Raw genomic sequence first — 18,787 nt, 5'->3', positions numbered from 1 at the left:
GCCGGGCTCAGGCGGCGGTGACGTCGGAGATGACCACTGTGACGTTGTCCGGCGCGCCGGCCTGGTGGGCCAGCTTCACCAGTTGCTCGCCGCACTGCTGGCGGTCGCCGTAGGTGGCCAGCGCGGCGGCGATCGCGGCGTCCTCGACGTAGTCGGAGAGGCCGTCGCTGCACAGCAGCAGCCGGTCGCCGGAGAAGACGGTGAGCGCGCCGACCGCCGGTGGCGCGTCCGAGCCCTGCACCGCGCGGGTGACGAGCGAGCGCTGCGGGTGGTGGCGGGCCTGGTCGCGGGAGAGCGCGCCCTGGTCGACGAGCGCCTGCACGAACGTGTCGTCGCGGGTGAGCTGGGTCAGCTCGTGGTCGCGCAGCAGATAGCAACGGGAGTCGCCGACCTGGGCGAGGACCAGGGTGTCGCCGGCCAGCAGGGCCGCGGTCAGCGTCGTGCCCATGCCGTCGCGGGCCGGGTCGACGGTGATGGCGGCGCGGATGCGCTGGTTCGCGGTGCTGACCACGGCGCGCAGCGCGTCGGCCGCCTCGTCGGCGGCGGCGGGCGGGGTCAGCTCGTCCAGGATCCGGATGACGATCTCACTGGCCACCTCGCCGGCCGGCAGGCCGCCCATGCCGTCGGCCACCGCGACCAGGCGGTCACCGGCGAGGGCGGAATCCTCGTTGTTGGTCCGGACGAGGCCGACGTCGTTGAGGATCGCCGAGCGGAGGATGAGCGTCATGAGGACAAGCTTGCCAAGAAGAACGCCTCCGCGTCTCTACGCGCTGCCGGGTCGGCGGAAAGAAATGTCGTCCGCTTGCATCCCGGGTATGCGTCGACCGTCCTCACCGGACGGACGCGGGTAGCGCAGCAGCAGGCTGGCCCGGACCTGCTCGTCGCCCACCGCGGCGTAGCTGTGCGGCACGTCGGAGGTCCAGCGCAGGTATTCGCCCGGGCCGGCGGTGCGGGTGGCGTCCACCGGCCCGGCGCGCAGCACGCCGGAGAAGACCGTCACGTGTTCGGTCACGCCGGCCTGGTGGGCGGGGGAGAGCTGCGCCGGGCCGGGACTGACCCGCATCCGGTACAGCTCGTAGGTCGCGTCCCGGTCGTGGAACACCTCCAGCAGCGTCGCGCCGACCGCGGCCCCGCGTACGGTCGGCGTCTCCTCCGGGGCCGACAGCACGGCGGTCAGTGGCACGCCGAGTTGCGCGGTGATCGCGTACAGCGTCTCCAGGGTGGGGTTGCGGACGCCGTTCTCCAGGCCGGAGAGCGTGGCCTTGCCGACGCCGGCCAGCCGGGCCAGCTCGGAGAGGGAGATTCCCCGATCCATCCGGAGGGCACGGATCCGCGGGCCGACGTCCATGGGGCTATGGTGCTACATCATGCTGTTCCGTAAACGGAACACCAGGGAGGAAGCGTGGCCGGTCGACTCCAACCCGTGCTGGCCGGCGTGGTGACCGCGCTGGTCGGCTTCGCCAGCTCGTTCACCGTGGTCCTGGCCGGGCTGCGCGCGGTCGGCGCCGACCCGGCGCAGGCCGCCTCCGGCCTGCTCGCGCTCTGCGTCGCCAGCGGCTGTTGTGCCGTCTGGCTCGGCCTGCGGCACCGGATCCCGCTCGCCGTCGCCTGGTCCACGCCCGGCGCGGCGCTGCTGGTGGCCACCGGGCCGGTCCCCGGCGGCTGGCCCGCCGCGGTGGGGGCGTTCCTGCTCACCGGCGCGCTGATCGTCGCGGCCGGGCTGATCCCCGCGCTCGGCCGCGCGGTCGCCGCGATCCCCACCCCGATCGCCTCCGCCATGCTCGCCGGGGTGCTGCTGCCGCTCTGCACCGCACCGGTACGCGCCCTGGTGGAGGTACCCCGGCTGGCCGGGCCGGTGGTGCTCGTCTGGCTGCTGCTGCACCGGTTCGCCCGCCGCTGGGCGGTGCCCGGCGCGCTCGCCGTGGCCGTGGTGGCGATCGCGCTCACCACCACCGGTCCGGCCCGGCTGGACGCCGCACCCGTGATCGCCCTGACGATGCCGGCCTGGACGCTGCCCGCGATCGTCGGGCTCGCGCTGCCGCTGTTCCTGGTCACCATGGCCGCGCAGAACGTGCCCGGCACCGCCGTGCTCGCCGGATACGGCTACCGGGCGCCGCTGGGCTCCGCGCTGCGGGTCACCGGGCTCGCCACCGCGCTCGGCGCCCCGGCCGGCGGCCACGCGGTGAATCTGGCCGCGATCACCGCGGCGCTCGCCGCCGGCCCGGACGCCCACCCCGACCCGGACCGGCGCTGGATCGCGTCGGTCACCGCCGGCATCGGCCTGGCCCTGCTCGGCCTGGGCGCCGGCGCGGCCACCGCCCTGGTGCTGCTCTCCCCGCCGGTGCTTGTCGAGGCGGTGGCCGGACTCGCCCTGATCGCGGCGCTGGCCGGCGCGGTGTCGGCTGCGGTCGCCCAGCCGCACGCGCGGGAGGCCGCCGTGGTCACGCTTGTGGTCACCGCGTCCGGGGTCACCCTGCTCGGGATCGGTGGCGCGTTCTGGGGCCTGGTCGCCGGCTGGCTGATGCTCCTGCTCTTCCGCCGCCCGGCCGCCCCGACGCCGGCTGAGCCCGACGATCGGCCCGGGTCGGCTCCGGGCGTGCCGGTCACTCCTCGGCAGGCAGTTCCGCAGCGGGAACGGTGAGGCGGACCGCGCCGTCGGCCACCGCCGCGATCCGGTCGGCCAGCACGTAGACCGCGCCGGTGTCGGCAAGCTCGGTGGAGACCTTGAGGTAGCCCTCGCGCAGCAGCCGGGCGGCCAGGTCGGCCGGTACGTCCGGCTCCTCGACGGCGGCCGACTCGATCAGCTCGTCGAGGCTGCTGCCCGGGTCGACCGGAGTGGGCGCCTCCACGGTCACGGCGGCGGCGTCGCCGCGCTGGACGAGATCCACGGTGCCGATCTCGACGCCGGTGGAGTCGACCACCCGCATGCCGGTGGTGACCCGGGAGACGGTGTCCTGCTGCTGGCTCATGCCGGAGCGGTTCCCGGGTCGCGCGGGCGCTAAACGGAGGGGGCCCAGCCGCCCGGCGGGCGCGGCGACAGCTCGCGCCAGGTGTCCGGCCCGTCGAGCAGCGCCCGGACCGTCTCCTCGGCCTCCTCGACGCATGCGTGCTCGTAGAAGCGGGAGACCCCCTCGGCACCACCGGCGCGCTGCTCCACGTGCCAGCGGTCGCCGTCCACCCGGAGGAAGACGTCCCGCCGGGCGAGCCGCCCCCATTTCCCGTTCCACCAGTGCTTACGCTGCTCCATGGCCGGACTCTATCGAACATGTGTTCGATTCTCATCGGCCCCCGCGGAATCTCCACGGGGGCCGATGAGCTATGGCGTCAGCGCGGGGCCGGCGGCTCCTGCCGGCGGCCGAGCACATCGTCGAGCGCGCCGCGCTGGGCGGGCGTGCCCTGCCCGCCCGCGACCAGCGCGTCCCGGATCTCGGTGAGCAGCTTCACCTCCTCGCTGGGCGCGGCGGGCGGCAGCTCCTCACCGCGCTGTCGGCGCTCGGCGAGCTTGTTCATCGGGAAGACCACCAGGAAGTACAAGACGGCGGCGGTCAGCAGGAAGGTGATCGCCGCGTTGACGAAGTCCACCCAGGGGAACTTCACGTCACCGATCGTCCAGGTGCCCGACTTGAGTTCACTGCCGCCGCTGATCAACTTGATCATCGGCTTCAGGAACGAACCGGTGAAGGCGGTGACCACGCCGGTGAACGCGGCGCCGATGACGACGCCGACCGCCAGGTCGACGACGTTGCCGCGCATGATGAAGTCTTTGAAGCCCTTGAGCATCCGCTCTCCCGTGCTGTCCGAATCTGCGTCCGGCACAACCTATGCCTCGGTCGGCCCCTCGAGAAACGCACCGGCCTCGATCGCCGCCCGCTCCGGGTCGCCGGCCCGGATCGCCTCAACCAGTCGACCGTGGTCGACGTACCGCTCGTCGGTCAGCTCGTTGCCCATGGCCTGGGCGACGGTGTGCCGCAGCGCGGCGCCGACCGAGGCGTACAGCTCGGCCAGCATGGCGTTGTGCGCGGCGGCCACCACCACCGTGTGCAGCGCGGCGTCCGCCTCCACGAACTCGTCGACCCGGCCGGAGCGCCACGCGGCCTCCCGGGCGTCGAGCGCGCCGTCGAGCGCCGCCAGGTCGGCAGGGGTACGCCGCAGCGCGGCCAGCCGGGCGGCCTCCACCTCGAACGCGCGCCGGACCTCGATCACCTCGGCCATCCGGTCGTCGGTGAGTCGGCGGGCCACCACCGGCGCCAGCTCGTCGGTCGACACCACGTAGGTGCCGGAGCCCTGCCGGCACTCCAGCACGCCGGCGTGCACCAGCGCGCGGACCGCCTCGCGGACGGTGTTACGCCCCACCCCGAGCGCGGCGACGAGCTGCGGCTCGGTGGGGATGCGCCCGCCGACCGGCCACTCGCCGCCCAGGATGCGGGCCCGGAGCTGCTCGATCGTCTGGCGGACCCGGTGGCCGCGCGGCGGCACGGCGACGGAATCCGCGACGGGTGTCACCGGTTACACCTGCTGCCGAAATTCATCCCATGATTGTAGGTTCGAGGTCATGACCCCGCCACCCCCGCCCACCGCGACCGCGCCCACCGCCGCCGACGTCACGCCACCCGCCCCCTGCCGGGGCCCGGCGACGACCGCCGCCGTCCCTCCCGCCGTCACGGTGGCCCCGGCCGCCTCGCCGGCGCGGGGCGGACTGCTGGTGCTGGCCGGGATGCTGCTGGTCGCACTGAACCTGCGGGCCGCGGTGACCAGCCTGGGGGCGCTGCTCGACGAGATCCGGCTCGGGCTGGGCCTCTCCGGCGCCATGGCCGGCGTGGTCACCACGCTGCCCACCGTCGCGTTCGCCGGGCTCGGCGCGCTCACCCCGTGGCTGGTCCGCCGCTGGCCGGCGCCCCGGGTGCTGGTGCTGGCCATGATCGCGCTGACCGCCGGGCAGGTGCTGCGCGCGGTCACCGGCTCGGCGGCCGTCTTCGTGCTCACCAGCGCGCTCGCGCTGGCCGGCATCGCGGTGGCGAACATCCTGCTGCCGATGCTGGTCAAGCAGCACTTCCCGCACCGCACCGGGCTGGTCACCGGGGCGTACACGATGGCTCTGACGGTGGGCACCACGGTGGCCGCGGCCTCCGCCGTGCCGGTGGCCCACGCCTTCGGGTCCTGGCGGGCCGGGCTCGGGGTGTGGGCCGGGCTGGCCGTGCTGGCGGTGATCCCGTGGGTGCCGCTGGCGCTGCGGGCGCGCACCGCGCGACGGGCCGTGCCCACGGTCGCGGTGCCCGCCGCGCCGGCGCGGGTACGGCCGGCCCGCACCCGACTCGGCTGGGCCATGGCGGTCTACTTCGGGGCGCAGTCGCTCAGCGGCTACGCGATCATGGGCTGGTTGGCCCAGCTCTTCCGGGACGCCGGCTACCGGCCCGAGACGGCCGGCCTGCTGCTCGCCGGCGTGACCGCGCTGGGCGTGCCGGTGGCGCTGATGATGCCGGCACTGGCCGGGCGGCTGGCCACGCTGCGCCCGCTGGTGCTGTCGCTGACCGCGTTCTCCGCCGCCGCGTACCTCGGTCTGGCGCTCGCGCCACGCGGGCTGGCGCCGGTATGGGTGCTGCTGCTGGCGCTCGGCCAGGGCGCGTTCCCGCTCATTCTCACCACGATCGGGCTGCGCGCCCGCACCGCCGAGGGGACCGTCGCGCTCTCCGCGTTCGCGCAGAGCACCGGATACGTCATCGCGGCGCTCGGCCCGCTGCTGGTCGGCATTCTCTACTCCGCCACCGGCGGCTGGACCGCCCCGATCGGCTTCCTGCTGGTGGCGCTCGCCGTGCAGACGACCGCGGGCATGGTGATCGCTCGTCCCCGCTACATCGAGGACGAGCGCTGAACAGGTGGGTCAGGAGGAGGCCGGGGTGGGGTCGCCCGCGACGGCCTCGTCCACCGTCGGGTAGGTGTGCAGCACCTCGACCAGGCCGCTGACCTCAAGAATGCGCAGCACGCCGCGTTGCGGGGCGGCCAGCCGGACCACGCCGCCGGCCTCGTCGCAACTGTTCTTGGCGCGGACGAACACCGACAGCCCGGTCGAGTCGCAGAACGAGACCTCGGCCAGGTCGAAGACGAGGCGGCTGCGCCCCTTGTCCAACAGGTCGGTGATCTGATCCTGGAGCTGCGGTGCGGTGGCCATGTCCAACTCGCCCGCGACCGACACCACGACCATGTCGCCGCGCTGTTCCGTGTGCACCGTCAGGGACATTCGTCGACCTCCTGTGTTCGACAGGAACGGTATCCCACGACGGGCGCGTCGCGCAGAACGGGAGCGGCACAGGTGCCGACGATCATTTCTTTGTCCCGGGGCAAGGAGTGCCGCGACCTCCGGTGATAGAGTCCGCCCGTCCAGATCAGGGAGGTCAGCATGGCGTTGAGCGCGGAGCAGGGGGGTCGCCTCGCCGACCTGCTGAGTCAGCACGCAGATCGGTTGACCGACCGCTGGATCGGAATCGTCGCCGGCTCGCTGCGTGGCCGGCTGAGCCGCGCCGAGTTGGCCCGCCAGGTGCAGGAGTTGCACCGCGCGCTGGTCGACGCCGGCCGGCAGGGTCTCGGCGACCTGGCCGACGAGCACGGCGGTGAGCTGCGGGCGGTGCTCGCCGAGGTCTCCACCACCCGCGCCCGGCAGGGGTTCAGCGCCACCGAGACCGCGATCAGCGTGTTCGCGCTCAAGGACGCCCTGCTGGAGCTGATGGAGCAGGAGCAGGGCGAGAGCACCCTGCGCGACTTCGTCGCCTACTCCGCGCTGATCGACCAGATGGGCCTGTTCACCTTCGAGACGTTCGTCCGCGCCCGGGAGAGCCTGATCGCCGACCAGGCGGAGCAGTTGCTGGAACTTTCCACCCCGGTGGTCAAGCTGTGGGAGGGCGTGGTCGCCGTCCCGCTGGTCGGGACGCTCGACTCGGCCCGCGCCCAGGTGGTGATGGAGCGCCTGCTCCAGACGCTCGTCGACACCGGCTCGCCGTACGCGATCATCGACATCACCGGCGTGCCGGCGGTGGACACCCAGGTCGCGCAGCACATCCTGAAGACCGTGGTGGCCGCCCGGCTGATGGGCGCCGACTGCATCATCTCCGGCATCCGGCCCCAGATCGCGCAGACGATCGTCGCGCTGGGCATCGAGTTCGGCGACATCGCCACCAAGGCGAGCCTGGCCGACGCGCTGCGCCACGTGCTGCGCCTGACCGGCGTCGAGACCACGGCCCGCCGCAGCCGCCGGGAGGCGTGATGGAGCGGGTGCCGATCCTCAAGATCGGCGACATCCTGCTGGTCTCCATCCAGGTCGACATGTCCGACCAGACGGCGGTCCAGCTCCAGGAGGACCTGGCCGAGCGGATCGTCGCCACCGGCTGCCACGGCGTGATCATCGACATCACCGCGCTGGACATCGTCGACTCCTTCGTCGGCCGGATGCTCTCCACCATCGCGTCCATCTCCAAGGTGCTCGACGCCGAGACGGTGGTGGTCGGGATGCGTCCCGCCGTCGCCATCACCCTGGTCGAGCTGGGGCTGTCGCTCAACGGCATCCGCACCGCGCTCAACGTCGAACGGGGCATGGAGCTGATCGCGGCGTCCCGCGCCGACGACGGCGACCTGGCGCTCGGTGACGACGAGGACGCCGAGACGACGGCGACGCCATGACCACGGGCGTCGACCTGGGGACGCCGGCGACGCAGGCGATCCGTAGCGACGAGGACGTGGTGCGGGTGCGGCAGTTGGTGCGTACCGCCGCCGTCGCCGCCCGGCTCTCCCTGGTCGACCAGACCAAGCTGGTCACCGCCGCCAGCGAACTGGCCCGCAACACGCTGATCTACGGCGGTGGGGGCAGCGCCGAGGTGGCCACCGTCTCCGACGGCCGCCGCCGCGGCGTCCGTATCGTCTTCGCCGACCAGGGGCCGGGCATCGCCGACCTCGACCTGGCCCTCACCGACGGCTACACCACGGGCGGCGGGCTGGGCCTCGGGCTCAGCGGCGCCCGCCGGCTCGTCGACGACTTCGACATCAAGACCGCCGTCGGCGAGGGCACCGCGATCACCGTCACCAAGTGGTCACGATGATCGCCGACGTGGTTCCCGACCACGGCGTGTGGTTCCGGGTCGACAACGGCGCGACCGCCGGCGGCGTACGCCGGGTGGCCGAGCGGCTCGGGCGGCAGCTCGAACTGGGCGCGCCGCGCGTCGCCGACCTGGCCATCGTCACCGCCGAGATCACCAGCAACCTGGTCAAGCACGCCCGCGAGGGCACCCTGCTGCTGCGCCCGACGCGCCGTGACGGGCGGGCCGGGGTGGAACTGGTGGCCATCGACGCCGGCCCCGGCATGGCCGACCTCGTGCTCTCCTCGGCCGACGGCCACTCCACCTCCGGCACGCTCGGCATCGGCCTCGGTGCGATCAGCCGGCAGGCGAGCCGCTTCGACGGCTACTCCGTGCCCGGCCGGGGCACCGTCCTGACCGTGCAGGTGTGGGACGGGCCGCCGCCGGCACCGGATTGGGCCGGTGGGCTGGCCCGACCGATCACCGGTGAGCAGGACAGCGGCGACGGCTACGCGGTGCGGATGGTGGACGGACGCCGGCAGGTGCTGGTCTGCGACGGGCTGGGGCACGGGCCGCTGGCCGCCGCCGCCACCGGGGCCGCGGTCGCCGCGTTCCGCTCGGCGCCGGCCGGCCCGCCGGACGTCGTGGTGCGACACCTGCACGCCGCCATCTCGCACACCCGCGGCGCGGCGCTCGCGGTGGCCGAGCCGGATCCCACGGTCGGCCAGCTCCGCTACGCGGGCCTGGGCAACATCGCCGCGATGATCGTGGCCCCCGGCGAGCGGCGGCGCGGGCTGGTCTCGCTGCCGGGCATCGCCGGGCACCAGCGTCCGGCCATCCGGGGGTACGACTACCCGTTCCCGCCCGGCGCGACGCTGGTGATGCACAGTGACGGCGTGGTGGACCGCTGGAACCTGGACGACTATCCCGGGTTGGTCGGCCGCCCGCCGCTGCTGGCCGCCGCGACGCTGCTGCGCGACGCCGGGATCCGTCGGGACGACGCCTGCGTCCTCGTCGCCCGGGTGTCGGCATGAGCGAACGCACCGAGCGGAGCGAGGGCCGTGAGGGCATGCCCGGCCAGCTCGGCATGAGCGAACGCACCGAGCGGAGCGAGGTGCTCCTGCACCTGGCGCTCCGGGTCGAGCAGGACATCTTCCTGGTCCGCCAGCGCGGCCGGGAGGTCGCCGCGGCGGTCGGGCTGGAGCACCAGGACCAGGTCCGGCTCGCCACCGCGCTCAGCGAGGTGGCCCGGGAGCTGCTGCACGGGGTCGACGGCGCGGACGTCAGCTTCGCCGTGGACCGGGACGTCGCCGCCCGCAGGGCCCGGCTCCGGGTGGACCTGTCGCCGGTCCGTCCGTTCCCCGGTGGCCGGTACGAGCCGCAGTCCGGCGCGGTCGCGCGTCTGGTCGACTCGTTGCAGGTGATCACGGTCGAGGGGGATACCGTCGTGAGGATGTCCCGACGAGTGCCGGATCACGCTGAGGAGCTGACGCCGGAACGCGCTGCCCAGCTCCGCGACGAGCTGGCCGAGCACGCTCCGGCCTCGGCGCTGGAGGAGTTGGCCACGCAGAACGCCCAGCTCATCGGCGCGCTCGACGAGGTGCGCACCCAGCGGGACGAGCTGGCGGTGCTCAACTCCGAGCTGCAGGAGACCAACCGGGGCGTGATGGCTCTCTACAACCAGCTCACCGAGGAGCTGGAGGAGACCAACCGGGGCGTGGTGGCGCTCTACGCCGAGCTGGACGAGAAGTCGGCCCAGTTGCGCGCCGCCAGCGAGTCGAAGAGCCGGTTCCTGGCCAACGTCAGCCACGAGCTGCGCGCCCCGGTCACCGCGATCATCGGCCTGGGGCGGCTACTGGCCGACTCCGCCTCCGATCCGCTCACCAGCGAGCAGGCCCGGCAGGTGGGGTTGATCCGCTCGTCCGCCGGTGACCTGCTGGCCCTGGTGAACGAGCTGCTCGACCTGGCGAAGGCCGAGTCCGGCCGGATCGAACCGAACTGGTCCGAGGTCGACCTGCGCGCGGTGTTCGGGCAGCTGCGTGGCACGCTGCGGGCGCTGGCCACCCGGCCCGAGGTGGAGCTGGTGGTCGAGGAGCCGCCCGCCCCGGCCACGCTCCGCTCCGACGAGGTGCTGCTCGCCCAGGTGCTGCGCAACCTGCTGCACAACGGGCTGAAGTTCACCGAGCGGGGCGAGGTGCGGCTGCGCGCCGAGCTGCGCGACGAGACCTGGTCGCTCTCGGTCACCGACACCGGGATGGGCGTCCCGCCGGAGTTGCAGGAACGGATCTTCGAGGAGTTCTACCAGGTGCCGGGCACCACCCGGGTCGGCGGCACCGGCCTCGGCCTGCCGTACGCCCGGAGGTTGGTCGCGCTGCTCGGCGGGACGCTGGAGCTGACCAGCGCGCCGGGCCGGGGCAGCACGTTCACCGTGGTGCTGCCCGTGGGCGGAGCGTGACGTGGACGGCGGACCGGCGACGGTGCTGGTGGTCGACGACAGCGGCCCGAAGCGCTACCTGCTGGTGAACTGGCTCTCCCGGGCCGGGTTCACGACCGTCGAGGCCGAGAACGGCACGGCGGCGTTGGATCGGGTGGCCCGGGAGGCGGTCGACCTGGTGGTGCTCGACGTGCGGCTGCCGGACATGAGCGGTTTCGAGGTGTGCGAGCGGATCAAGGAGGCGCACCCGTCAACTCCGGTCGTCCACGTCTCCGCCCACGCGGTGGACGTGGTGGACCGGGCGCAGGGGCTCACCCGGGGCGCGGACGCCTACCTGACCGAGCCGATCGAGCCGGAGGAACTGGTCGCCACCGCGCACGCGGTGCTGCGCTACTACCGGGCCCGGCGGCGGGCCGAACAGCTCGCCGAGCGCCTGGCCGCGCTGGCCGACGCCACCGTGGAGATGCACGCGGCGCCGAACTTCGTCCGGCTGCTGGAGGCCGCCGCGTCCGGCGCCGCGCGGGTGTTCCGATCGCCGGCGGCGGTGGTCGCCGAGACGTTCGACGGTGACTGCCTGGCCGGGGTGGCCGCCGACCCGCACACGCCGGCCGGGATCGTGCCGTGGGTGGTGGACGACACCGGGGTGCCGATCGGCACCCGGGTGTGGGTGGACCAGCCGGGTAACTGGCCGTTGACCGAGTGGCCGGCCGGTGACACCGTGACCGTGGCCGCGACCCGGCTGCGGGAGGACCGGGCCCCGCTCTACGTGGTGGTGCCCACGTCGACCCAGACCGTGCGGACGCCGGTGCTGGTGCAGCTCGCCCAGGCCGTGGCGTCGGCGGTGGAGGCGCAGCGCTCCTTCGACGAGGAGCACCGGATCGCCGTGACGCTCCAGCGCAGCCTGCTGCCCCGGCGGCTGCCCGAGGTCGCCGGCCTGGACCTGGCCGTCCGCTACGAGCCGGCGAGCGCGCAGACCGAGGTGGGTGGCGACTTCTACGAGCTGGTGATGCTCGACGGGCACCTGCTGGTGGCGATCGGCGACGTGGCCGGCCACTCGTTGCACGCCGCAACGGTGATGGCGGAGCTGCGGCACGCGGTGCGGGCGTACGCGGTGGAGGGGCACCAGCCGGGCGTGATCCTGGACCGGGTCAACGAGCTGATGCGTACGCTGCTGCCGAACGAGCTGGCCACCATCTGCGTGTTGCTGCTGCATCCGGGCAGCGGGCTGATCCGGTTGGCCAGCGCCGGGCACCTGCCGGCGTTGCTGAGCCGGGACGGGCGGGTCGAGTTCGTGTCGCAGTCCGGGCCGTTGCTCGGCGTGCGCGCGCCCCGCCCGCCCGATCTGGAGTTCATGCTCCCGGCCGGGGCCACGCTCGTGCTCTACACCGACGGGCTGATCGAGCGGCGGGACGCCACCATCGACGACGGCATGGCGGCGCTGGGCGTGGTGGCCGCCCGGGTGGACGACGACCTCGACCAGTTCTGTCAGCGCCTGCTGATCGAGCTGGCCCCGCCGGAGATCCACGACGACGTCGCCGTGGTCGCCGTCCGCCGCCGCTGACGGTCACCCTTCGCATTCAGTAGCGTTGTCACTCGGCGTGTCCGGGCGGCTCGGGCGGCGATATGGCCCGTCGGTGCCTTTGCTCTGCAGCCATTGGCGCAGCATCGCCATGAGCAGGGGTGACAGGCGCGATGGGTCGGCGGCGCTCAGCTCACCATCGTCACCTTGCGTGCGTGCTGCGCCCGTGGCTGCAGAGCAAAGGCGGCGCGGGCCGACCTCGGCAGCCTCGGCCGTCGTGACGGAGAGCAACCGTCTCGCCTGGTCCGCCGACCGTCCGGCCCGTCCGGCGGGTCAGGCACCGCGGGAGGGGGCCAGCGAGCGGGCGTACGCGGCGGGCGGGACGCCGGTGACGGCGGTGAACTCGCGGACCAGGTGCGCCTGGTCGGCGTACCCCAGATCGGCGGTGACCCGCGACCAGTCCAGCGGCCCGGCGGCGGCCTGCTCGATCGCCTCCTGGAGCCGGTAGCGCCGGATCACCCACTTCGGACCGACGCCGACGTGGTCGAGGAAGAGCCGCTGGAGCCGGCGGGTGGAGACGCCGTGCCGTCGGGCGACCTCGTCCACCCGCAGCACGCTCCGGTCGGCGCGGATCTCCTGGACCAACGCGACGGCCTCGCGCCAGAACGGGCGGAAGCCGCCGGGGCGGAACTGCACGCCGCTGACCCGCCCGGCGCCCGGAACACCACGTTGACTGACGGATGCGGCACGACCCGCTGGTCGAACGGTTCGGTCAGGTCCCAGTCGATCAGCCAGTAGTGCTCCACCCAGCGGCGCTGGAGGGCGACTCGCCGGGCATGGGGCTGCCGCAGGAGACGGTCGGGTCGATGGGCCTGATCGACCTCACCGTGCACGGCTGGGCGCGAACCGGCCTGGGGTCGCTCTTGACACCACTATTCGCTCAGCGAATAGTGGGGCCGTGTCCACCCAGCACGTCCTGCTCGGGCTGCTCGCCGGCGGGCCGCGCCACGGTTACGAGCTGAAGCGCGCCCACGACGAGCGGCTGCCCCGCGCCCGGCCGCTCGCCTTCGGGCAGGTCTACGCGACGCTGTCCCGGTTGCACCGCGACGGCCTGGTGAGCCCGGCCGGGCCCACTCGCGAGGGCGGGCCGGACCGCACCGCCTACGCGCTCACCGACGACGGGCGGGTCGCGCTCGACGAGTGGCTGGCCGCCGTGGAGCCCCCGATGCCGTTCGTGGCCAGCACGCTCTTCGCCAAAGTTGTGGTCGCGCTGCTGGTGGCCGACGCCGACCAGGCCCGCGCCTACCTCGTCGCCCAGCGCCGGGCGCACACCGAACGCCTACGCGAGCTGACCGCCGTCAAGACCGCCCCCGGCGCCCACCTCGACGAGGTGGTCGCCGCCGACTTCGCCATCGCCCACCTCGACGCCGATCTCCGGTGGCTGCACACCACCCTCGACCGGGTCGCCGACTGGCACCGGGAGGTGCACTCGTGACGTTCCTACAGGCGCGCGGCGTGGTGCGGGCGTACGGCCCGACACCGGCGCTGCGCGGCGTGACGCTCGACGTGGCCGAGGGGGAGATCCTCGCCGTCACCGGCCCGAGCGGTTGCGGCAAGTCGACGCTGCTGCACTGCCTGGCCGGCATCCTGCGCCCCGACGCGGGCCAGGTCACCTGGCGCGGCGAGCGGATCGACGAGTGGTCGGAGGCGGCCCGCTCCCGGCTGCGCCGCACCGAGTTCGGGGTGCTGTTCCAGTTCGGTCAGCTCGTCGCCGAGCTGACCGCGGCGGAGAACGTCGCCCTTCCGTTGCTCCTCGCCGGCACGGGGCGGCGAGCGGCACGGACGGCGGCGCTCACCTGGCTGGAGCGGCTCGGGGTGGCCGAGGTCGCCGACGCCCGGCCGGGTGAGATGTCCGGCGGGCAGCAGCAGCGCTGCGCGCTGTCCCGGGCCCTGGTCACCGAGCCGCGGGTGCTCTTCGCCGACGAGCCCACCGGCGCGCTCGACACGCTCGCCGGCGAGCAGGTGCTCACCCAACTGGTCCGGCTGACCCGGGAGCAGCGCACCACAGTCGTGCTGGTCACCCACGAGCCGCGGATCGCCGCTTACGCGGACCGTGAGGTGAGCCTGCGCGACGGCATGGTCGACCACACCGGGCTGGGCCTCGACCCGGCGCTGCCGGGCGGCTCGCGGTGAGGCCGGGCACGCTGCTGCGGCTCGCGCTGGCCGGCACCCGCACCGACGCCGCGCGGGTGGCGCTGACCGCGCTGAGCGCCGCGCTGGCGACGCTGACCGGGCTGGCCGCGCTGACCGTGCTGGCGGTCGCGAAGCCGCCGGGAAGCCAGTGGACGCAGTCGGGTCAATACACCAACGCGCTGCTGCGCGAGCCCGGCCTGCGCCCCGGCGTCGCGTTCGCGCTGCTGCTGCTCTGCGTGCCGGTGCTCGGGCTGGCCGGGCAGTGCGCCCGCCTCGGCGCGCCGGGGCGCGACCGGCGGCTGGCCGCGCTGCGGCTGGCCGGGGCCACCCCCGGTCAGGTCACCCGCCTCGCGGTCGCCGAAACCGGCGTGGCGAGCCTGCTCGGCGCCGGCGCCGGCCTGACCGTGTTCGAAGTCGGCCGCCGGCTGCTGCACCGGCCCGACGCCGCCGGCCGGCTCCCGCTGCCCACCGACGTGCATCCGGCCCCGGCGGCCCTGGCCGCCGTCGTGGTCGGCCTGCCCCTGGTCGCCGCGCTGGTCAGCGCGCTGCTGCTGCGCCGGGTCACCACCACCCCGTTCGGCGTCGTGCGCCGGGTCCGCACCCGGGCGCCCTGGCCGTGGCCGGGGCTGCTCATCCTGGTCGCGCTGGGGCTGTTCGCCGTGATCCGTCCGATCGTCCTGTGGTACGAGCGGCGCGACGTGGTGATGCCCGACTCGATCGTGCCGCTGCTGCTGGCCCTGGGCGGGCTGACCGCCATGATCGGCGTGGTCGCCGGCACCGGCTGGATCTCGTACACCAGCGGGCGGGTGCTGCACCGCCACGGGCGCGGCCCGGCCGCGCTGCTCGCCGCGCGCCGGCTCACCGCCGACCCGTGGGCCGGCAGCCGCACGTTCGCCGCGCTGCTGGCCGCGCTGATCTTCGGTGCCGGGGCGGCCGGCGTGCGGGCCGACTTCCAGGCCGAGGCCGAGCTGACCCGCCGCACCGGCGGTGGCCTGTCCGACCCGGACTTCTATCTCCGCGCGATGGACCTGGTCGACCTGGCGGTCGTGGTGGCGATGGTGATCGCCGGCGGTGGGTTGCTGGTGGCGGTGGCCGAGGGCATCACCAGCCGGCGCCGGGCGTACGCGGCGCAGGTGGCGACCGGGGTGCCCCGGGCCACCATCGGCCGGTCGCTGCTCTGGGCGGCGCTGGCCCCGGCCGTGCCGGCGATCGGGCTCGCCCTGACCGTCGGTTACCTGCTGGTCGCCGGCCTGCTGCCCGCACCCAGCGGCGGCGGCTTCGAGCAGCGCATCTGCGAGCCCGGTCCGCAGGGGTGCGGCGCGAACGGCACCGAGCCGCCCACCGAGTGGGTGCCGAAGGTGACCGTCACCCCGGACGTACCGTGGGAGCAGTTGGCCTGGTTCGCGGCGGGTGGGCTGGCGGCGGTGCTGCTCACGGTCGGGGCCGGCCTGCTCCTGCTGCGCTCCGCGACCTCGGTGGAGGAGCTGCGCGTGACCTGAGCCGGCGGCTTTTTGCTCGCCCGGCCAGTCCGGGTGCGAGGCACGATGGTGCGATGGAGCTGATCTCGATCGCCGACGTCCGGGCCGCCGCCGACGACGTGGCGGGCACCGCGCTGCGGACCCCGCTGCTGTCCACGGCCTGGGACGACGATCTCTGGCTCAAGCCGGAGAGCCTGCAACCGGTGGGGTCGTTCAAGCTGCGCGGCGCCACCCACGCGGTGGCCCGGCTCGACCCGGCCAGCCGGTCCCGAGGGGTGGTCACCCATTCGTCCGGCAACCACGGTCAGGCGCTCGCGTACGCGGCCCGCGCGTTCGGGGTGCCCTGCACCGTGGTGGTGCCCGCGGGCGCGCCCGAGGTCAAGGTGGCCCGGATGCGGGCGCTCGGCGCGGACGTACGGCTGGTGCCGCCGGCCCGCCGGCTCGCCGAGGCGGAGCGGATCGCGGCGGAGACCGGCGCGGCGCTGGTGCCGCCGTTCGACCATCCGGCGGTCGTCGCCGGTCAGGGCACCGTCGGGCTGGAGATCGTCGCCGACCTGCCGGACGTGGACGTGGTCCTGGTGCCGGTCGGCGGCGGCGGACTCGGCGCGGGCGTCGCCACCGCGGTCAAGGCGCTGCGCCCGTCAGCCGCCGTGATCGGTGTGGAACCGGCGCTGGCCGCCGACGCGGCGGAGTCGCTCGCCGCCGGCGAGGTGGTGGTGTGGGACGTCGACCGCACCTACCGGACCTGCGCCGACGGGCTGCGCACGAACCTGTCCGCGTTGACGCTGGCGCACCTGCGGGAACGGCTCGACGGCATCGTGACGGTGACCGAGGACGAGATCATGTCCGCCGCCGGCCGGCTGCTGCGGGAAGCGCGGCTGGTGGTCGAGCCGAGCGGCGCGGTCGCCACGGCCGCCCGGCTGTTCCACCGCGACGAGCTGCCGGCCGGGCGGACCGTCGCGGTGGTGAGCGGCGGCAACGTCGACCCGCGCGTGCTTCTCACACCAGGCCGAGGCGGTCCAGCGTCCAGGCGTTGACGAACGCCTCCTCGCGCCAGGCGTCGTACCGGCCGCTGGGCCCGCCGTGGCCGGCGCCCATCTCGGTCTTGAGCAGGTAGTCGCCCTGCGGGGCGACCGCGCGCAGCCGGGCGATCCACTTGGCCGGCTCGTGGTAGAGCACCCGGGTGTCGTTGAGGCTGGTCACCGCCAGGATCGCCGGGTAGTCGGCGGCGGTCACGTTCTCGTACGGGGTGTACGACTTCATGTACGCGTAGACCTCGGGGTCGTCCAGCGGGTTGCCCCACTCCTCCCACTCGGTGACCGTCAGCGGCAGCGACGGGTCGAGGATCGAGGTGAGCGCGTCCACGAACGGCACCTGCGCGACGATCCCGGCGAACGCGTCCGGCGCGAGGTTGGCCACCGCGCCCATCAGCAGGCCGCCGGCCGACGCGCCCCGGGCGACCAGCCGGTCGCTCGCCGTCCAGCCAGCCTTGACCAGGTGCCGGGCGCATGCCACGAAGTCGGTGAACGTGTTCTTCTTGGCCAGCATCTTGCCCTCGTCGTACCAGCGCCGGCCCAGCTCGCCGCCGCCGCGGATGTGCGCGACGGCGAAGATGACGCCACGGTCGAGCAGGCTCAGCCGGGCGATCGAGAACCACGGGTCCATGCTGGCCTCGTACGAGCCGTAGCCGTAGATGACCGCGGGCGCGGAGCCGTCGCGCGGGGTGTCCCGGCGGCAGACCAGGGAGATCGGCACCCGGGTGCCGTCGTCGGCCAGTGCCCAGTCCCGGTGCTGCTCGTAGTCGGCCGGGTCGTAGGCCCGCCCGTCCGGGCCGGGCCGCACCGGCTTCTGCCGGAGCAACGTCAGCTCACGGGTGGTCAGGTCGTAGTCGTAGACCGAGTCGGGGGTGACCAGGGAGGTGTAGCGCAGCCGGACCGCGCCGGTGCGGTATTCCGGGTTGGCGTCCAGCCCGACGCTGTAGATCGGCTCCGGGAAGTCGATGTCCCAGCTGTCGTCGCTGCCGATGGGCAGCACCCGCAGGCCGGTGAGCCCGTTGCCGCGCAGCGACACCACCAGGTAATTCTCGAACGCGTCGACCGCCTCCAGCCGGGTGCCCGGGGTGTGCGGGATCAGCGGCGTCCAGTCGCCCGGCGCGTCCGCCGAGGTGTACGCCAGCGCGAAGTCCTCCGCGCCGTCGTTGTGCAGGATCAGGAAGCGGTGGCCGTGGTGCTCGACCGCGTATTCGACGCCCTGCCGGCGCGGCGCGACGACTGCCGGCTCGCCGCTGGGGTTGGACGCCGGAATCACCCGTACCTCACTGGTGATCTTGCTGTGGATGTCGATCACCACGAAGCGCTCGGAGCGGGTCAGCTCGACGCCCACCCAGAAGCGCTCGTCATCCTCCTGGTGGACCACCACGTCCTCGCTCGACGGGGTGCCGACGGTGTGCCGCCACACCCGGTTCGGCCGCCACGCGTCGTCCACCGTGACGTAGAAGAGCGTGGAGGCGTCGCCGGACCACGCCGTGCCGTAGAACGTGTCGGGCACCTCGTCGGGCAGCAGCTCGCCGGTGGACAGATCCTTGATCCGCAGCGTGAACCGCTCGTCGCCGGAGAAGTCGGTGGAGTAGGCCAGCCAGCGGCCGTCCGGGCTCACGTCGAACGCGCCGAGGGAGAGGAAGTCGTGCCCCTCAACGAGTTGGTTGCCGTCCAGCAGCACCTCCTCGCCGTCGAGCGGGGCGCCGTCCGCGCTGACCGGGGGCGTGGTCTCGCCGGGGCGGACGGTGCGTCGGCACTGCACGCCGTACTGCTGCCCCTCGACCGTGCGGGTGTAGTACCAGTGGTCGCCCTTGCGGGTCGGCACCGACAGGTCGGTCTCCTGGGTGCGCCGGCGGGTCTCCTCGAACAGCTCGGCCCGCAGCCCGTCCAGGTGCGCGGTGCGCGCCTCGGTGTAGGCGTTCTCGGCCTCCAGGTAGGCGATCGTCTCCGGGTCGTCCTTGGTGGCGAGCCAGGCGTACTCGTCGACGACGGTGTCTCCGTGGTGGATCCGCTCGGCCGGGACGCGCTTCGCCGTGGGCTGTGGGGTCGTGGTCACGGCGCCACGT

The 18,787-nt window shown here is 74.0% G+C and carries 21 protein-coding genes and 2 pseudogenes; 13 read left to right on the top strand and 10 right to left on the bottom strand.

Translation table 11 applies throughout. The annotated features are described in order from the left end of the window. Positions 1–7: 7 nt before the first annotated feature. Both AB0H28_RS14025 and AB0H28_RS14020 read right to left on the bottom strand, forming a co-directional pair. Positions 8–727, bottom strand: coding sequence for a protein phosphatase 2C domain-containing protein (locus tag AB0H28_RS14025; RefSeq protein ID WP_358038684.1), 720 nt, complete (start codon positions 725–727; stop codon positions 8–10). 36 nt (positions 728–763) lie between these two features. Then, positions 764–1,348, bottom strand: a complete 585-nt coding sequence (locus AB0H28_RS14020; protein ID WP_358038681.1) for an XRE family transcriptional regulator — start codon at positions 1,346–1,348, stop codon at positions 764–766. A gap of 54 nt (positions 1,349–1,402) precedes the next feature. On the opposite strand from AB0H28_RS14020, the gene AB0H28_RS14015 reads away from it, so the two are divergent. Continuing rightward, positions 1,403–2,641, top strand: coding sequence for a benzoate/H(+) symporter BenE family transporter (locus AB0H28_RS14015; protein ID WP_358038678.1), 1,239 nt, complete (start codon positions 1,403–1,405; stop codon positions 2,639–2,641). On the opposite strand, the gene AB0H28_RS14010 is transcribed toward AB0H28_RS14015, so the two are convergent. The 4 genes from AB0H28_RS14010 to AB0H28_RS13995 all read right to left on the bottom strand — a co-directional run bounded on the left by AB0H28_RS14010 (position 2,604) and on the right by AB0H28_RS13995 (position 4,503). Next, complete coding sequence (locus AB0H28_RS14010) at positions 2,604–2,969, bottom strand: hypothetical protein (RefSeq protein ID WP_358038674.1); 366 nt, start codon at positions 2,967–2,969, stop codon at positions 2,604–2,606. The two genes, AB0H28_RS14015 and AB0H28_RS14010, sit on opposite strands and share 38 nt — an antisense overlap. Before the next feature lie 29 nt (positions 2,970–2,998). After that, positions 2,999–3,247, bottom strand: coding sequence for a hypothetical protein (locus AB0H28_RS14005; RefSeq protein WP_358038672.1), 249 nt, complete (start codon positions 3,245–3,247; stop codon positions 2,999–3,001). Between the two features lie 77 nt (positions 3,248–3,324). Continuing rightward, positions 3,325–3,780, bottom strand: coding sequence for a large conductance mechanosensitive channel protein MscL (mscL, locus tag AB0H28_RS14000; protein WP_358038669.1), 456 nt, complete (start codon positions 3,778–3,780; stop codon positions 3,325–3,327). 39 nt (positions 3,781–3,819) lie between these two features. Continuing rightward, the gene (locus tag AB0H28_RS13995) at positions 3,820–4,503 is read right to left on the bottom strand and encodes a FadR/GntR family transcriptional regulator (RefSeq protein ID WP_358038666.1); all 684 of its coding nucleotides are present in this window, start codon (positions 4,501–4,503) and stop codon (positions 3,820–3,822) included. A gap of 49 nt (positions 4,504–4,552) precedes the next feature. Here AB0H28_RS13995 and AB0H28_RS13990 point away from each other — a divergent pair, with 49 nt between their 5' ends. Next, the gene (locus AB0H28_RS13990) at positions 4,553–5,869 is read left to right on the top strand and encodes an MFS transporter (protein WP_358038664.1); all 1,317 of its coding nucleotides are present in this window, start codon (positions 4,553–4,555) and stop codon (positions 5,867–5,869) included. Positions 5,870–5,878: 9 nt separating this feature from the next. On the opposite strand, the gene AB0H28_RS13985 is transcribed toward AB0H28_RS13990, so the two are convergent. After that, positions 5,879–6,235: an STAS domain-containing protein gene (locus tag AB0H28_RS13985; protein WP_358038661.1), complete on the bottom strand. Its 357-nt coding sequence runs from the start codon at positions 6,233–6,235 to the stop codon at positions 5,879–5,881. A 159-nt stretch (positions 6,236–6,394) separates the two neighbouring features. Here AB0H28_RS13985 and AB0H28_RS13980 point away from each other — a divergent pair, with 159 nt between their 5' ends. The 6 genes from AB0H28_RS13980 to AB0H28_RS13955 are packed head-to-tail and all read left to right on the top strand — an operon-like array spanning position 6,395 to position 12,055. After that, entirely contained in the window at positions 6,395–7,255 is an 861-nt protein-coding gene (locus AB0H28_RS13980; protein ID WP_358038658.1) for an STAS domain-containing protein, read from the top strand. Then, positions 7,255–7,668 carry an STAS domain-containing protein gene (locus AB0H28_RS13975; protein WP_358038655.1) on the top strand — a complete coding sequence of 138 codons (414 nt, stop codon included), beginning with the start codon at positions 7,255–7,257 and terminating at the stop codon, positions 7,666–7,668. The genes AB0H28_RS13980 and AB0H28_RS13975 overlap by 1 nt, the downstream gene beginning before the upstream one ends. After that, positions 7,665–8,084, top strand: coding sequence for an ATP-binding protein (locus tag AB0H28_RS13970; RefSeq protein ID WP_358038652.1), 420 nt, complete (start codon positions 7,665–7,667; stop codon positions 8,082–8,084). Before AB0H28_RS13975 ends, AB0H28_RS13970 begins: the two co-directional genes overlap by 4 nt. Further along, a complete protein-coding gene (locus AB0H28_RS13965; protein ID WP_358039040.1) occupies positions 8,081–9,094 on the top strand; it encodes a SpoIIE family protein phosphatase in 1,014 nt (337 codons plus the stop codon). Before AB0H28_RS13970 ends, AB0H28_RS13965 begins: the two co-directional genes overlap by 4 nt. Before the next feature lie 53 nt (positions 9,095–9,147). Continuing rightward, the gene (locus AB0H28_RS13960) at positions 9,148–10,515 is read left to right on the top strand and encodes a sensor histidine kinase (protein ID WP_358039037.1); all 1,368 of its coding nucleotides are present in this window, start codon (positions 9,148–9,150) and stop codon (positions 10,513–10,515) included. A gap of 1 nt (position 10,516) precedes the next feature. Further along, positions 10,517–12,055 carry a SpoIIE family protein phosphatase gene (locus AB0H28_RS13955; protein ID WP_358038649.1) on the top strand — a complete coding sequence of 513 codons (1,539 nt, stop codon included), beginning with the start codon at positions 10,517–10,519 and terminating at the stop codon, positions 12,053–12,055. A 291-nt stretch (positions 12,056–12,346) separates the two neighbouring features. Here the strand turns inward: AB0H28_RS13955 and AB0H28_RS13950 are convergent, their stop codons facing one another. Further along, positions 12,347–12,709, bottom strand: a complete 363-nt coding sequence (locus tag AB0H28_RS13950) for an AraC family transcriptional regulator (protein ID WP_358038646.1) — start codon at positions 12,707–12,709, stop codon at positions 12,347–12,349. 56 nt (positions 12,710–12,765) lie between these two features. After that, a pseudogene (locus AB0H28_RS13945) lies at positions 12,766–12,819 on the bottom strand (hypothetical protein); the annotation flags it as partial. Between AB0H28_RS13945 and AB0H28_RS13940 the strand changes: the two are divergent. From AB0H28_RS13940 to AB0H28_RS13920, 5 genes and pseudogenes are all read left to right on the top strand, one after another. After that, positions 12,820–12,912: pseudogene (locus AB0H28_RS13940) on the top strand (TIGR03086 family protein); the annotation flags it as partial. A gap of 59 nt (positions 12,913–12,971) precedes the next feature. Beyond that, positions 12,972–13,508 (top strand): PadR family transcriptional regulator, encoded by a 537-nt coding sequence (locus AB0H28_RS13935; RefSeq protein ID WP_358038644.1) that lies wholly within the window; start codon positions 12,972–12,974, stop codon positions 13,506–13,508. Continuing rightward, entirely contained in the window at positions 13,505–14,206 is a 702-nt protein-coding gene (locus tag AB0H28_RS13930) for an ABC transporter ATP-binding protein (RefSeq protein ID WP_358038641.1), read from the top strand. Before AB0H28_RS13935 ends, AB0H28_RS13930 begins: the two co-directional genes overlap by 4 nt. After that, on the top strand, positions 14,203–15,705 hold the full coding sequence (locus AB0H28_RS13925) for an FtsX-like permease family protein (RefSeq protein ID WP_358038638.1): 1,503 nt from the start codon (positions 14,203–14,205) through the stop codon (positions 15,703–15,705). Before AB0H28_RS13930 ends, AB0H28_RS13925 begins: the two co-directional genes overlap by 4 nt. Before the next feature lie 53 nt (positions 15,706–15,758). Then, entirely contained in the window at positions 15,759–16,721 is a 963-nt protein-coding gene (locus tag AB0H28_RS13920) for a threonine/serine dehydratase (RefSeq protein ID WP_358038635.1), read from the top strand. Here the strand turns inward: AB0H28_RS13920 and AB0H28_RS13915 are convergent. Beyond that, on the bottom strand, positions 16,684–18,777 hold the full coding sequence (locus AB0H28_RS13915; protein WP_358038633.1) for a S9 family peptidase: 2,094 nt from the start codon (positions 18,775–18,777) through the stop codon (positions 16,684–16,686). The genes AB0H28_RS13920 and AB0H28_RS13915 overlap by 38 nt on opposite strands. Positions 18,778–18,787 lie beyond the last annotated feature (10 nt).

It is taken from the genome of Micromonospora sp. NPDC050980, from assembly GCF_040653835.1.
Taxonomy (GTDB): Bacteria; Actinomycetota; Actinomycetes; order Mycobacteriales; family Micromonosporaceae; genus Micromonospora.
This window is presented reverse-complemented; position numbering and strand designations above follow the sequence as displayed.

Coding starts and splice junctions, on each gene's coding strand:
- mscL (WP_358038669.1), bottom strand. CDS start 3,780: ATGCTCAAGGGCTTCAAAGACTTCATCATGCGCGGCAACGTCGTCGAC.
- AB0H28_RS14025 (WP_358038684.1), bottom strand. CDS start 727: ATGACGCTCATCCTCCGCTCGGCGATCCTCAACGACGTCGGCCTCGTC.
- AB0H28_RS13970 (WP_358038652.1), top strand. CDS start 7,665: ATGACCACGGGCGTCGACCTGGGGACGCCGGCGACGCAGGCGATCCGT.
- AB0H28_RS14020 (WP_358038681.1), bottom strand. CDS start 1,348: ATGGACGTCGGCCCGCGGATCCGTGCCCTCCGGATGGATCGGGGAATC.
- AB0H28_RS13980 (WP_358038658.1), top strand. CDS start 6,395: ATGGCGTTGAGCGCGGAGCAGGGGGGTCGCCTCGCCGACCTGCTGAGT.
- AB0H28_RS14010 (WP_358038674.1), bottom strand. CDS start 2,969: ATGAGCCAGCAGCAGGACACCGTCTCCCGGGTCACCACCGGCATGCGG.
- AB0H28_RS13960 (WP_358039037.1), top strand. CDS start 9,148: ATGAGCGAACGCACCGAGCGGAGCGAGGTGCTCCTGCACCTGGCGCTC.
- AB0H28_RS14005 (WP_358038672.1), bottom strand. CDS start 3,247: ATGGAGCAGCGTAAGCACTGGTGGAACGGGAAATGGGGGCGGCTCGCC.
- AB0H28_RS13920 (WP_358038635.1), top strand. CDS start 15,759: ATGGAGCTGATCTCGATCGCCGACGTCCGGGCCGCCGCCGACGACGTG.
- AB0H28_RS13985 (WP_358038661.1), bottom strand. CDS start 6,235: ATGTCCCTGACGGTGCACACGGAACAGCGCGGCGACATGGTCGTGGTG.
- AB0H28_RS13965 (WP_358039040.1), top strand. CDS start 8,081: ATGATCGCCGACGTGGTTCCCGACCACGGCGTGTGGTTCCGGGTCGAC.
- AB0H28_RS13975 (WP_358038655.1), top strand. CDS start 7,255: ATGGAGCGGGTGCCGATCCTCAAGATCGGCGACATCCTGCTGGTCTCC.
- AB0H28_RS13990 (WP_358038664.1), top strand. CDS start 4,553: ATGACCCCGCCACCCCCGCCCACCGCGACCGCGCCCACCGCCGCCGAC.